This is a genomic window from Leucobacter sp. MMO-125, from assembly GCF_037148395.1.
Classification (GTDB): domain Bacteria; phylum Actinomycetota; class Actinomycetes; order Actinomycetales; family Microbacteriaceae; genus Leucobacter.
On record NZ_JBBCTL010000003.1, the window covers coordinates 190,544 to 204,521 of the forward strand.

General features: G+C 66.7%; 11 protein-coding genes and 1 tRNA gene. 3 read left to right on the top strand and 9 right to left on the bottom strand.

The genetic code is table 11. The annotated features are described in order from the left end of the window. The first annotated feature begins 90 nt into the window (after positions 1–90). Positions 91–672, top strand: a complete 582-nt coding sequence (locus WFI54_RS08560; RefSeq protein ID WP_336652373.1) for a helix-turn-helix domain-containing protein — start codon at positions 91–93, stop codon at positions 670–672. After that, the gene (locus WFI54_RS08565) at positions 665–1,780 is read left to right on the top strand and encodes a tyrosine-type recombinase/integrase (protein WP_336652374.1); all 1,116 of its coding nucleotides are present in this window, start codon (positions 665–667) and stop codon (positions 1,778–1,780) included. Before WFI54_RS08560 ends, WFI54_RS08565 begins: the two co-directional genes overlap by 8 nt. A 56-nt stretch (positions 1,781–1,836) precedes the next feature. On the opposite strand, the gene WFI54_RS08570 is transcribed toward WFI54_RS08565, so the two are convergent. After that, a tRNA-Tyr gene (locus WFI54_RS08570) sits at positions 1,837–1,921 on the bottom strand. Positions 1,922–2,016: 95 nt separating this feature from the next. On the opposite strand from WFI54_RS08570, the gene WFI54_RS08575 reads away from it, so the two are divergent. Further along, complete coding sequence (locus WFI54_RS08575; protein WP_336652375.1) at positions 2,017–2,481, top strand: GNAT family N-acetyltransferase; 465 nt, start codon at positions 2,017–2,019, stop codon at positions 2,479–2,481. 106 nt (positions 2,482–2,587) lie between these two features. On the opposite strand, the gene WFI54_RS08580 is transcribed toward WFI54_RS08575, so the two are convergent. The 8 genes from WFI54_RS08580 to hisC form a co-directional block, all read right to left on the bottom strand. Then, positions 2,588–6,349 (bottom strand): proline dehydrogenase family protein, encoded by a 3,762-nt coding sequence (locus WFI54_RS08580; protein ID WP_336652376.1) that lies wholly within the window; start codon positions 6,347–6,349, stop codon positions 2,588–2,590. 241 nt (positions 6,350–6,590) lie between these two features. Then, complete coding sequence (locus tag WFI54_RS08585; protein WP_336652377.1) at positions 6,591–7,382, bottom strand: ABC transporter ATP-binding protein; 792 nt, start codon at positions 7,380–7,382, stop codon at positions 6,591–6,593. Between the two features lie 4 nt (positions 7,383–7,386). Then, on the bottom strand, positions 7,387–8,409 hold the full coding sequence (locus WFI54_RS08590) for an ABC transporter permease (protein WP_336652378.1): 1,023 nt from the start codon (positions 8,407–8,409) through the stop codon (positions 7,387–7,389). Between the two features lie 110 nt (positions 8,410–8,519). Continuing rightward, positions 8,520–9,542, bottom strand: coding sequence for an ABC transporter substrate-binding protein (locus WFI54_RS08595; protein ID WP_336652379.1), 1,023 nt, complete (start codon positions 9,540–9,542; stop codon positions 8,520–8,522). Positions 9,543–9,780: 238 nt separating this feature from the next. Then, on the bottom strand, positions 9,781–10,572 hold the full coding sequence (locus WFI54_RS08600; protein WP_336652380.1) for an ABC transporter ATP-binding protein: 792 nt from the start codon (positions 10,570–10,572) through the stop codon (positions 9,781–9,783). Between the two features lie 6 nt (positions 10,573–10,578). Then, the gene (locus WFI54_RS08605; RefSeq protein ID WP_336652381.1) at positions 10,579–11,541 is read right to left on the bottom strand and encodes an ABC transporter permease; all 963 of its coding nucleotides are present in this window, start codon (positions 11,539–11,541) and stop codon (positions 10,579–10,581) included. Between the two features lie 2 nt (positions 11,542–11,543). Beyond that, a complete protein-coding gene (locus WFI54_RS08610; protein WP_336652382.1) occupies positions 11,544–12,548 on the bottom strand; it encodes an ABC transporter substrate-binding protein in 1,005 nt (334 codons plus the stop codon). Between the two features lie 256 nt (positions 12,549–12,804). Continuing rightward, a complete protein-coding gene (gene hisC, locus WFI54_RS08615) occupies positions 12,805–13,881 on the bottom strand; it encodes a histidinol-phosphate transaminase (RefSeq protein ID WP_336652383.1) in 1,077 nt (358 codons plus the stop codon). Positions 13,882–13,978: the final 97 nt, after the last annotated feature.

Here is a 13,978-nt window from a genome sequence, read left to right on the forward strand (position 1 = left end):
TCGCGTTCCCGGTACATCTATTTTGAGTACCTACAATCACAGTACACTATTTCCGAGCGAGTTCAACTTATTTCTGATGTAATAGTTCTTGTGGCAGATTTAGACGCAAAACTAGCCCGCCGAATCCGAGAGGTCCGCGAGGGGATCGGGCTGTCTCAAGGAGACCTCGCCAGGCGCATGAACGAACGCGGCCACCAAGGCTTTCAACAACAAACCATCGCGCGCATCGAGAGCGGTAACCGCAAAGTCACATACGGTGAAGCAGTCGACCTTGCAACCGCGATGAATCACACCGCGGAAGGGCTCGTTGGAGTGCCAGGCGAAGACGCGCTTGTCGCCAAGGGTGCCCGCGTCGGCGAGACCTCAGAGGTGTTAGCTGACGCGGCGATCGCCTACACCCACGCGCTTTTCGACTTTGTCGTCACTGCCGATCAGATCGAAAGCCCTATCCGGGACAACCAGCAGCAGTATCTAAAGACCGTATTCGCTCGACAGACGCCCGCAATGCTCACGCTCGACTCAGGGACAGCCCTTAGCGCAGCGATGAGTCGCGCGAGGATTAGCGAGCCCGGCGTCTACCTCAAACAGCTAGTTGAAGCAATCGAACGCGATGAAGACGCACTCAGTGGGAACCGCCCCACACTCGACGAGCTACACAAACGCGATGGGTAGCATTCACCGTTACGAGAATGCAAAGGGTGAAACCCTTTACCGCATCGCGTACCGCCGTCCGGACAACAAGCAGACCAATGAGCGCGGGTTCAAACGAAAGCGTGACGCAGAAAAGAGGCTCGCCGAGGTCGAAGTGTCGAAGCACCGCGGCGAATTCATCGCTCCCTCTGACGGCCGCGCACTAGTCGCGGATCTTGGGAAGGAGTGGTTGGAGTCGAAGAAGGGCGTTCTGAAACCAACGAGCTATGCCCCACTCGAGGCCTCGTGGCGGAACTACGTCAAGAAGAAGTGGGGTGCTCGCACGATCGCGAGCATCCGGCATTCAGAAGTTCAGTCCTGGGTGTCCGGTATCGACATGAGCCCCACTGTCGTGATTCGCGCGTATGGGATCCTGGCGAGCATTCTCGATGCCGCCGTGCGGGATCGACGGGTGGCGAGGAACGTCGCCCGAGATGTGACGCTCCCCCGCAAGGTGTCGAAGAAGTCGCGCCGCTACCTTTCACATGAGGAACTGTGGCGCGTTGCCGAGTCTGCGGGCGACCACAAGACGCTCGTGCTCACGCTCGGCTACTGCGGGCTCCGCTGGGGTGAGCTCGTCGCGCTGCGCGTTGCCGACATCGACTTCGCGAGGCGGCGCATCAACGTGACGCGGAGCGTGTCGCAGGTTGGTAAGGAGTTTCATGAGGGCACTCCGAAGACGTACGAGACGCGCTCCGTGCCGGTCCCGACTGAGGTGGCGAAGCTCGTTAAGGAGCGCTGCGAGGGTAAGAAGTCGAAGGATCTCGTGTTCGATGACGGTCATGGCGGCTATCAGCGGCGGGTGCATTCCTCGGAGAAGGAGCGCTCGTGGTGGAATACCGCATTGTCGACGGCCGGTGTTGAACGACTCGTCCTTCATGATCTGAGGCATACGGCGGCGTCGCTCGCGGTGTCGGCCGGCGCGAACGTGAAGGCTGTGCAAAGGATGCTCGGTCACGCCTCGGCCGCGATGACCTTGGACGTGTACGCGGACCTGTTCGATGACGATCTTGAGGCGGTTTCGGAGCGTCTGGATTTGGCGATTGCTTCTCGGGGTGTTGTCAAAGTGTTGTCACGGGACGATTCCTAAAACGAAGAAACCCCCCGACTCCCTAGCTTTTTCTAGGTGAGTCGGGGGATCTCGACTGGTGGCGGATGAGGGATTCGAACCCCCGTAGGCAGTGCCAGCTGATTTACAGTCAGCCCCCTTTGGCCGCTCGGGTAATCCGCCGTCGGCCGCGCAAGCACGACCAAGAGACCACTTTAGCGCCTCCCTCCCGCGAACGGAAATCGGCGGGTGCCGTGAGGGCGTGGCAGGATCGGAGCATGACCACTCTCCCTGAAGAACTCACCCTGGTCACCGCCGACAGCGTCGACGACATCCCCACACGCATCTTCTACCGCATCGCCCAGCTTCGGCAGGAGGTCTTCGTGGTGGAGCAGGAGTGCGTCTACCTCGACCTCGACGGGCGCGACCTCGAAGCGGGCGCGAAGCAGCTGTGGGCGCAGACCGCTGACGGTGAGATCGCCGCGACGGTGCGCGTGCTCGACGAGAGCGCGCAGGAGGCGAATCTCATGAGCATCGGTCGCGTCGTCACCGCCCCCGCCTGGCGCGGCCGAGGCGTCGCCGCCGCGCTGCTGCGGGCCGCGATCGCGGGGTGCGCGGGGCGTCCGATCCTGATTCACGCCCAATCTCATCTCGCCGGCTGGTATAGCGGCTTCGGGTTCACCGCGTGCGGCGATGAGTTTCTCGAAGACGGCATCCCCCACACCCCGATGCGTCTGGGCTAATACCCGCACCACGATCCTTCACACATCGCCAGACCGTGGCCGCGACAAGGCGAGGCTAACCTCCGGCAAGCCAGAGGCCCAACTCAGCTCAGCTCAGCACACCGCGTTAATCCTCGATGAGCTCGTCGAGCCCGGGCACCTCGGTCGCCAGACCGTGCCGGTTCGCTCGCGCCGACACCGCTTGCTCGCGCAGCAACGTGAGCAGTTCGACAGGGCCCGCCATGGTGACCGGCTGCGCCCAGAGCGCCACGCGATCCAACCCGCCCAGCCACTCGGCGGTGCGCACCGCGTCGCCGCCGATGAGCCTCACCCTGTCGGCCGCCACACCGTCGGCGCTGACGGGGCCGGAAACCGCCAGGCGCTCGACCCAGTCATCGTCGCGTTCGAGCGACACTTCAACGCCCTGCCGCTCGAGAAACGCGGTGACCGCAGTCGGCAGCAGCTCACCGGTCGACACCGACACTGGCGCGCGCACGAGCAGGGCTGCCGCGAGCACGCGCACCAGCGATGCGATGCTGCCTCCCTCGGCGAGTCGCAGCTGTGTGATGACGGGCAGATAGCGGATCACATTGCGTTCGACGCCCAGACCGATGGTGTCGCGTCTCAGCCCGAAGGAGGTGCGCCAGGCGAGCGCGTCGGCGAGCGCCGCTCGCCGCACCTCATCGAACTCCTCGTAGTGCAGCACCGTCTGCGCCGCCTCGATGAGCAGGCGCACTTCGGGTTCGAGCCCGCGCAGATGCAGTGTCTCGCTGCGTGTGCCCTCTCGCAGCTGCCAGGCACCGAGCGGCAGCAGGCGGTTGGGGCCGCCGCTGAGCGCGGGCAGGCCCATTGCTGCGTCGTTCCAGGCGCCGCCGGGGTGCCGTTCAATACGCGCCGCCGTGGTGGGGCGGTTGATCGCCAAGAATGCTGCCTCGACCCCTGCGAGCCAGTTGAGAATCTCATCTGTGTCGTTCGATTGCAGGCCCGCCGCGACGCCGCTGCCCGCCGCGTTCTGCAGGCGCAGCGCCTCATCAAGGGTGTGGGCGTGCGCGATGCCCAGCACCGGCACACCGCGGGCGTCGTTCCAGAACGATGACGACGCAGAAACGCCGAGACGCACTCCGGGGCTCCACAGTCGCCCCTCGGCGTCGAGCCTACGCGGCTCGACAAGCCATGATTCGCCACGCCCGAGTTCGGTGAGGGCTCGGAGCGCCGCCTCACCGGGGGCCGTAGCGAGCGGCCCTACGTCGAAGCTGAGCGGATCCGCCTCCTCAGGCTTCGCGGTGTCGCCGACCCGAAGGGCGCGCACCGCGTCGGCGAGGCCGTCGCGGAAGCGACGCGAGCGCCCCACACTGCCGAGCAGAATCGCCACCTGGGCGGTGCGCGGGTGGGCTCCCGCCGCAGAGAAGGCCGAAGCAACGAGGTCAACGATCGCTCGGTCGATTTCGGCCGATGGCGCCACGAGCACAGTGCCTCGCGCATGGAATCGGCCCTCGATCTGCAGATCGGGTCTGCGGCGGGCGATCTCGCGCGCTGTGGCGCGGTCGCCGAGCACAATCGCCCTGTCGATGCCGGCGTGGGAAATTCGCTCGAAGAGCTGCAGGGGCTCGCCCGCTGATTCGATCACTACTGCGCCAGGGGTGATGCCGCCGACCTCCCATTCTTCGCGCAGCGCCTCGGCTGAACGCATGAACCGCTCGGGCACCGCCCACAGCACGCCGTTGCCCGCGCCGAGCGCGGCGAGCACCGACTCTGCCTGTTGTGAGAGCGGTGTGGTCGCGTCGGCGACGACGAGCACCAGGCCTTCCGAGACGAATGTGGCTCCGCGAACCGCCGCCAACCCTTCTGCGAGCTGACCACAGTAGCGGGCGGCATCGACGATGTCGCCCACTTCGGCGTCGAGCTCTGCTGCGGGCGCCCCGGTGTCGGCGGCGAGCGTCTGCAGCAGGCGGTCGCGCGCGGCGACCACGGCAAGCGCGGCCCGCCGCAGCCGCGACGCTCGCGCCCGCGGGGCTTGGCCGCTCCACCGCTGGCCGGCATCACGTGCCGCGCGCAGCAGCTGCTCGGCGGTATCGGGGGTGGCGGGGGTGGCGGGGGCGTCAGCAGCCCCGGGCTGCGCATCGGCCGTGGTGTCATCTGCGAGGTCGGTGCCGCGCGCGTCGGCAAGGGCATCATCAGACTGCGCACTTTCAAGCTGCGCGCTGTCAGCCGCGCGGGCGAGCAGTGCTCGCACCCAGTCGCGGTTGCCTGCGAGGCTTGCATCGGTGGCTGGTTCGCCCGCGAAGCCAGATTCCGAGACCACCGGGATCGGGCACGGCGGGGCCAACGGTTCGAGACGCACTTCACCCGTTGAACCTCGGGTGAGGCCGAGCACGGCGGCGGTGAGGCCGCCGGTGTCGAAGCGCGCTGGTTCGTCGGGTGCCCGGTAGAACAGGGCGCTGTCGCGCTCGCTGGGATCCCATTCGCGGGCGCGCAGCTGGGTGCGGTGCGATGCGGGGGGCGGATCAGCGGCGAGTGCGGCAGCCGCCCGGAACGCCGCCTGTTCCGCCTCAGCCCCCTCCGCCTCGACCAGCGCGTCGAAGCGGGCGATCACCGACTCGGGATCCGCCGCTTCGGCCGCGAAGCCCACGAGCAGATCGACAGCACCCGAGAACTCTCGTGGCGCGACGACGGGCAGCGAGACGCGCACCTCGGGGGCCGCGTCTGCGATCACCTGCGCGAGACCGGGGGCAATGCCGCTGCGTAGCTGCAGGGAGAACAACTCCTGCGCACCCAGCTGCTCGGCCAGGGCTACGGTGCCGCTCAGCACGAAGAGGTCTTCAGAGGCGATGATGGGGCGCAGCACGGCGGCCCGAGCCGGGTGCAGCGCCAACTCGATCAGGCGCAACAGCTGCGCTGTGACCTGCTCGCGCTCCTCGAGCACGGGCACCGGCAGCCCGCTCTCAATAGAGGCGATGCGCTCGGCGCTCGCCACCCCGGAAACCCCGATCACGGCTTCAACTGCTGCCCCGCCATCGGCCGCGCGCTGCTGCGCCCAGCGGCTGATGCGGTCGTAGTGCTCACGCGCTTCGGGCAGCTCGGCCATGATGCGCACCCCCAGCCGCACGCGGTCGAGCGCTGCATCGGCGAGGGCGCGCACCACAATCTCGGGCAGCAGGCGCGCCCAGCGCACGCTACGGGGTTCGAGGTGCACAGTGGTGCCGTGCTCGGCGGCCGCGTCGAGCACCGGGCGCAAGGCGCGCACCGCGCGCAGCACGTCGTCTTCGGCAGACCAGTCACTGCCGCCGGGTGCGATGCGGGCGGGATCGACCACGAGGTGCCCCACTGCGGGCAGCGCGCAGAGCGCCACTAGCCTGGCCACCTCGGCCTCGGCACCGGCAGGCCCGTGCACGGCCTCGCCGAGCGGCACGACCACGGGCACCATGTCGGCTTCGGCCACACGCCGCAGCGCCTCGGTAAGGCGACTCATGCGCGCCGGGCCTGCGAGCCTGCCGCTGCTCGGCAACTTCGCGGCGAGCACCAGATCGGCAACTCTGTCGCGCAGGCGCCGTCGCGCCATCGGCAGCACGGCCCAGGGCAGGCCCAGCGACGTGGCACCCCCGGCACGCACTGCCAGGCGGTCGCGTGTCGGCAACGACGGGGGCACCTCCTGTGAGACTTCTCGCAGCCCAGCAGCAGACGCGAACACGTCTTCGGTGCTTGCCAGCAGTTCGAGCAGGCGCCGAGTGAACTCGAAGCTCTCGGGGTCTTGTCGCATCGCCCGCAAGAAGCCCGGCTGCGCATCGCCGTCGCGAGCACTCAGCGCTGCGAGCCACCCCGCGGCGCGAGCCTCAGCCTGATCGGCGATCGCCTCCCACGTCGTGTCGCGACCGAACATCTCTGCTGCCATGTGCCCACTGTAGAGGTCACCTCCGACAAAATCGGGAGCGCACGCGGGCACCGCTCAAGCCCCTGCACACGGGTATCGTCCATGCCCGCAAGCAGTCCCCGCCTCCGCGCCCGATCCGCGCCAATCGCCTGCATCGAGGTAACGCGTGTGGTCGTTATCGCGCCGGATAACGACCACACGCGTTACCTCGTCGCCACCGACAGCAGGGAGGAAGCGAGGAACGGAGGCAGGGCGAGAGCCCCTACGAGAGCAGCGCGCGGTCGTCGAGCTGGGCGCCCTTGATCTTGCCGAACTCCTCGAGCAGGCGCGGCACCGTGAGCGTGCGCTTCTCTTCTGCAGAGGCCGAGAACACGATCCGCCCCTCGTGCATCATGATGAGGCGATTGCCGAGATTCAGCGCCTGCTCCATGTTGTGCGTCACCATCAAAGTAGTCAACCCACCCTGCGACACGATGCGCCCGGTGAGTTCGGTCACGAGCGCGGCCCGCTGCGGATCGAGCGCGGCCGTGTGCTCGTCGAGCAGCAGGATGCTCGGATGCGTGAACCCGGCCATGAGCAGTGACAGCGCCTGCCGCTGACCGCCCGAGAGCAGGCCGACCTTCGCGGTGAGCCGGTTCTCAAGGCCGAGTTCGAGCGACCGCAGATCTTCGCGAAAACGTTCGCGCAGCGAGCGGGTGAGCGCAAGACCCAAGCCGCGCCGTTTGCCGCGCCGCACCGCGAGCGCGAGGTTCTGCTCGATGGTGAGATCAGGAGCGGTGCCCGCCATCGGATCCTGGAACACGCGGCCCACATACGCGGCCCGCTGATGCTCCTTGAGCTTGTTCACGCGGCGACCGTCGATCTCGATGCTGCCACTATCCACGGTGTAGCGGCCGGAGATCGCGTTAAGCAGCGTCGATTTGCCGGCACCGTTCGAACCGATCACGGTGACGAAGTCGCCCTCGTCGAGGTGCAGACTGAGCCCGGCGAGCGCGCGCCGCTCATTGACGGTGCCCGCGAAGAAGGTCTTCTCAATAGTGTCGATCTTGAGCATGCGACTACCTTCCGCTGGTCTCTGAGGGGGATGCACCGTTGGCGGGCGCGGCGGTCGCCGGTGCGGGATCCGCCCCGCTCACCGCAGCCTGCGCAGCCCTGTCGGCTTCGGTCTCGATCACCACCGAAGCCCCGCGGCGACGCAGGGCCGGTAGCTTGCGCAGGAAACCCCAGCGCGGCAGCAGCAACGCCACCACCACCAGGGCGGCCGTGATGAACTTCATGTCGTTGGGGTCGAGCCCGGCGCGCAGTGCGAAGAAAATAATGAGGCGGTAGAGCACGGCACCGAAGATTACGGCGAGGCTTGCCACCCAGATGAAGCGTTGCCCGAAAATCGCCTGGCCGATAATCACGGAGGCGAGACCCACGAGGATGAGACCGACACCCATACTGATGTCTGCGAAGCCCTGGTACTGCGCCACGAGCGCACCGCAGAGCGCGACAAGACCGTTCGAAATCGCGAGGGTGAGGATCGTGGTGCGATCGGTGTTCACACCGAAGCTGCGGATCATCTGGCCATTGTCGCCGGTCGCCTGGATCGCGAGGCCGAGGTTGGTCGACAGGAACCAGTCGACCACGAGCTTGAGCACCAGCACACCGGCCGCGATGATTGCGACGCCGCCCCAGCTGCCGAGCAGATCGCCCTCGCGCAGCGGAGTGAACAGCGTCTCGGCGCGCAGCATCGGCAGGTTGGCGGCACCTGTCGCGCCCTCTTTCGCCGTGCCCATGATGCGCAGATTGATCGACCACAGCGCGATCATGGTGAGAATGCCCGCCAGCAGGCCATCGATGCGGCCCTTCGTGTGCAGCAGGCCTGTCACGATGCCCGCGATCACTCCGGCACCGGCGCCGGCCGCCGTCGCGAGCACGGGGTTCTGTCCGAGCGTGATCAGCGCCGCCGCGACGGCTGCGCCAGTGGTGAAGCTGCCGTCGACGGTGAGGTCGGGGAAGTTCAGCACCCGGAAGGTGAGGTACACACCAAGCGCCATGACTCCGTAGATGAGTCCGAGTTCGAGCGCGCCGATCATGCGATGTTCCTTACTGTCGTACAGAGCCGCCGGCCGAGCCGTCGGGGCGGGATCCGAGAGAGGATCCGGGCCCCGTCGAGCTCAGCCGGCGGCGAATCTGCGGGTCTCGGCTACTCGCCGACGGTCTCAGCCTGGTCGAGGATGTCCTGCGGGATCTCGACGCCCATGCGCTTCGCAGCGCCCGGGTTGACGACGTAGGCGAGCTCGGTGGCGAACTCGACGGGCATGGTGGCAGGCTTCTCACCCTTCTGCAGGATGCGGATCGCCATCTCACCGGTCTGACGGCCGAGCTCGGTGTAGTCGATGCCGAGCGTGGCGATCGCGCCGCCCTCGACGGTGCCAGCCTCGGCGCCGATCACGGGGATCTGGTTCTCTTCAGCGACCTGCACGAGCGAGGAGATGCCACCCACGACAAGGTTGTCGGTGGGCACGTAGATGGCGTCGACGTCACCGAGGGCCTCGGTGGCCTGCGCGATGTCGTTGGCGGTGGTGACCGTCTTGGTGACGATCTCGAGGTCGAGACCGGCGGCAACCTTCTCAGCTGCGGCAACCTGCACCTCGGAGTTCACCTCGCCCGAGGCGTAGACGATGCCCACAGTGGTGGCGTCGGGCACGAGCTGCTTGATGAGCTCGAACTGCGCCTGCAGGGCATCCTCGGGCACGGCATCGCTGGTGCCGGTGACGTTGCCGCCCGGCTTCGCGTTGGAGTTGACGAGCTCGGCGGAGACCGCGTCGGTGACAGCGGTGAAGAGCACGGGCTTGTCGGTGATGGCCTGCGCTGCTGCCTGCGCGGCCGGGGTGGCGACGGCGAGCACGAGGTCGGTGTCGGAGGAGGCGAAGCCCTGAGCGATCGACACGGCGGTGGCCTGCTCGCCGTTGGCGTTCTGCAGATCGAACTCGACGGTTTCACCCTCGACGTAGCCGGCGTCGATGAAGGCCTGCTTGAAGCCTTCGGTGGCCGAGTCGAGTGCAGGGTGCTGCACGAGCTGGCTGATGCCGATCGAGACCTTCTCGATGGAGGCATCGGTGCTGTCGGTTGCTTCTGAGGAGCCTGAGCAGGCGCTGAGCGTGAGCGCGGCAGCAGCGGTGAGGCTGACTGCGGCGAGCGCACGGCGGAACGAGGTCTGACGCATGTGTTATCGATCCTTCGCAGGTCTACCCGCCGAGGCCAGTGCCTCGGCGAACTGAGAGATCGGCGCGAGTAAACGCCGATTCAAGCATCGTAGACTGCGGCGACCTTATTCGCGCAAACCGGCCGCGGTTTCGTGATCCACACGTTGTGTTGGGGTGACGCGATACGCCGCCTCGTTCTGCCAGAGGCGGCGTATCGCGACTCCCCGCGGGAGGGGCGGGCATGGGGCCCGCCCCGGTTCAGGCGAGCAGTGCTCTGTCGTCGAAGCTTGCGCCCTTGATCTTCGCGAACTCAGCGAGCAGCAGCGGCACGGTGAGGCGCTGCTTCTCCTCGGCCGAGGCCTGGAAGACGATGCGCCCCTCATGCATCATGATGAGGCGGTTGCCGAGCTTCAGCGCCTGCTCCATGTTGTGCGTCACCATGAGGGTTGTCAGACCGCCCTCGGCGACGATGCGCTCGGTGAGGTCGGTGACGAGCGCTGCCCGCTGCGGATCGAGCGCCGCGGTGTGCTCATCGAGCAGCAGGATCCGCGGCTTCGTGAAGCCCGACATGAGCAGGGACAGCGCCTGCCGCTGACCACCCGAGAGCAGGCCGACCTTCGCGGTGAGCCTGTTCTCGAGGCCGAGTTCGAGCGAGCGCAGCTCCTCGACGAACTGCTCGCGCCTGGCCTTCGTGATCCCGAGGCCGAGGCCACGGGTCTTTCCGCGCTGCAGCGCGAGCGACAGGTTCTGCTCGATCGTGAGGTCGGGCGCGGTGCCCGCCATCGGATCCTGGAACACGCGGCCCACGTAGCGTGCGCGCTGGTACTCCTTGAGCTTGTTGACCCGGCGGCCGTCGATCTCGATGGTTCCGGTGTCGACGGTGTATCGACCCGAGATTGCGTTAAGGAGGGTCGACTTGCCGGCGCCGTTCGAACCGATGACGGTGACGAAGTCTCCCTCGTCGAGCGTCAGGCTAAGTTCGACAAGCGCCTTGCGTTCGTTGATGGTGCCCGCGAAGAAGGTCTTCGAGATGCGATCGATGTTCAGCATGTGCGCCTACCTTTCTGCGCCGGGAACGGTGACGCCGGTGGTCGCCGAGGCGACGAGATCGGGCGCTGGATCCTTCGATCCCGGTCTGCGGTTGCCGCGATCCTTGAACGATGGGAGCTTCTTGAGGAAGCCCCAGCGCGGGAGCAGGAGCGCGAGGATGACGAGCACTGCGGTGACCGCGCGCATGTCATTCGGGTTGAGGCCGACCGACAGTGCGAAGAACACGATGAGTCGGTAGAGCACCGAGCCAATGAGCACCGCGAGGCTCGCCATGAACAGGTTGCGCTGTCCGAGCACCGCCTGGCCGAGGATCACCGATGCGAGGCCGACGAGGATGAGGCCGACGCCCATGCTGATGTCGGCGAAGCCCTGATACTGCGCGACGAGTGCGCCTGCAAGGGCAACGAGACCGTTCGAGAGGGAGAGGGTGAGGATCTTGGTGCCGTCGGTGCTCACACCGAAGCTGCGGATCATCTGCTCGTTGTTGCCGGTGGCCTGGATCGACAGCCCGAGGTCGGTCGACAGGAACCAGTCGACGATGAGCTTGAGGAGGAACAGGGCCACGGCGAAGACAAGCACCGCGATCCAGGTCTTGCCCATCCAGCCACTGTCGCGGAGCGGCGTCATGACGGTGTCTTCACGCAGCAATGGCACATTCGCTTTGCCCATGATGCGGAGGTTGATCGACCAGAGGGCGATCATCGTGAGGATACCGGCGAGGAGTCCGTCGATGCGGCCCTTCGTGTGGAGGAGACCTGTGACGGCCCCGGCCACGAGCCCGGCCGCGCCACCCGCGAGGGTGGCGAGGACCGGGCTCTGGCCCGAGGTGATGAGCGCCGCGGCAACCGCAGCTCCGGTGGTGAAGCTCCCGTCGACGGTCAGGTCGGGGAAGTTCAGCACCCGGAAGGTGAGGTAGACGCCGAGCGCCATGACTCCGTAGAGGAGCCCGAGTTCGATTGCTCCGATCATCGTTACTCGATGACGTTCGAGGCGCGCTCAACGAGAGCCTGCGGCACCTCAACGCCGAGACGCTTTGCCGCTTCGAGGTTCACCGTGAGCTCGAGATCCTTCGAGGTTTCGACAGCCATCGTTGCGGGGTCGGCGCCTTCCTTGAGGATGCGCACTGCCATCTCGCCGGTCTGGTAGCCGAGCTTCTCGTAGTCGATGCCGAGGGTGACAACGGCACCGCCCTTCACATGCTCGGAGTCGGCGCCGACGACGAGGATGCCGCGATCCTCGGCAACGCCGATGATCGAACCGAGGCCGGCGATGACGAGGTTGTCGCTGGGGGTGTAGATCGCGTCGACGTCGCCCAGTGCCTCAGTGGCCTGCTTGAGCTCGTTCGCGTTCGTGACGGTCTGCTCGACGAGCTTCATGCCGCGCTCCTCGGCGGCCTTACGCGCCAGCTCGACCTGCACCTCGGAGTTCACTTCGCCGGAGCTGTAGACGACGCCGACGGTCTTCGCATCGGGGTTGATCTCGGTGATGAGGTCGATCTGGTCGGCGACGGGGTTCATGTCGCTCGTGCCGGTGACGTTGCCGCCCGGCTTCTTGTCCGACTTGACGAGGTCGGCGGCGACGGGGTCGGTGACGGCGGTGAAGAGCACCGGCACCTCGGTGATGTTCTGCATGGCGGCCTGTGCCGAGGGGGTGGCGACGGCGAGCACGAGGTCGGGGTTATCGTTCGCGAGCGTCTGGGCGATGGTCGTGGCGGTAGGCACTTCGCCGTTCGCATTCTGCTCGATGTACTTGATGTTCTCGCCCTCGGTGTAGCCCGCGTCTGCGAGGGCTGCCTTGAATCCCTTGACTGCGGCGTCGAGGGGCGGGGCCTGTACGAACTGGCTGATACCGACGGTGGTCTGCTCCGAGCCGGAGCCCTCGCCACCGGCAGGGGACGAGCAGGCGCTCAGCGCGAGCGTCGCGGTTGCGGCGAGACCGAGCAGAGCAAGTGCCTTGCGGTTGCGGGTGAATGCCATGGTGGAGTCCTCACTCGAGTTCCATATTGCGTGCCTCGGGCGGGATTGCGCCGAGGAAGATGGGGTCACACGACGCGATAGGACTGCGTCGTCCGATTGGTGTTGATGCTAGCTCCGAGGAGCCGATACGGCAAAGTTGCCATGAGAAAACTGGCGAGATGTAGCAACTAGCCCAGGACAACCCGGGTTTGGCTATACATTCTGTGCAATATTGCTCCGCGGATCGGCCGTCCCGCCGATCTGCGAAAGCTATGCATCAGCTCAGCGCTTCGACCACCGCGTCGTTCTCCGCGGGCGTTCCGATCGAGATCCGCACCCCCTCCCCGGGGAAGCAGCGCGCAGAGATCCCACGCGCACTCAGACGCTCGGCGACCGCTGCACTCGCAGCGCCGGCCGGCAGCCAAACGAAATTCGCCTGCGACGGGGTCACTGCGTGCCCGGCAGCGACCAGCCCTGCGGCGAGCCGCGCGCGCTCCGCGATCATCACGTCGATCCGCTCCTGGAGCTGCGCCTCAGCACGGAGCGAGCACACCGCCGCCTCCTGCGCGAGCCTGGTGACGGCGAACGGGATCGCCACCTTGCGAAGCGCCTCGGCAACCTCGGTCGGGGCGATCGCATACCCGACCCGCAGCCCGGCGAGCCCGTATGCCTTCGAGAAGGTGTGCAGCACCGCGACGTTCGGCCGGCGGCGGAACACCTCGACACCGTTCGGAGAATCAGGGGCGACGTCGAAGTGCACGTATGCCTCGTCAATGACGACGAGCACGTCCTCAGGCACCGCTTCGAGGAACGCGTCGAGCTCATCGGCCGAGACGACGGTGCCCGTCGGGTTGTTCGGGTTGCACACAAAGATGAGTCGCGTGCGGTCGGTGATCGCAGCGGCCATCGCGGGGAAATCATGCCGCGCACCGGCGTCGAGGGGCACCTCGACGGGTACAGCGCCTGCAACGCGGGTGAGGATCGGGTAGGCCTCGAAGGATCGCCAGGCGAACATCACTTCGTCGCCTGGCGCCGTCATCGCGTGGATGAGCTGCGCCGCGACCTCTACGGAGCCAGCCCCGAGAACGATGTGCTCCGGCTCCACCGCGAAGCGCTCGGCGAGCGCCGCCGTGAGCTCGGGGGCGGCGATGCTCGGGTAGCGACTCACCGAATCGCCAATGATGCGCCCGAGGTGCTCGACGACCTCGGCAAGCGGCGGGTACGGGTTCTCATTCGAGGAGAGCTTCGCGCTCAGCCCGTCCGGGCCGACGGGTGCCGGCTTCCCGGCACGGTACGCGGCGATCTGTTCAAGCCCGGGACGGAATCCCAGGCGGGGTGCTGTGTGCGACGTCATCGGCGTTCACCTTTCGAAACGGGGGCGTGTACTGCGATGTCGTCACCCTAGGAAGCAGGGCCGAAGATCGTCAAACCGTCCATAAAATCAGCAGCAA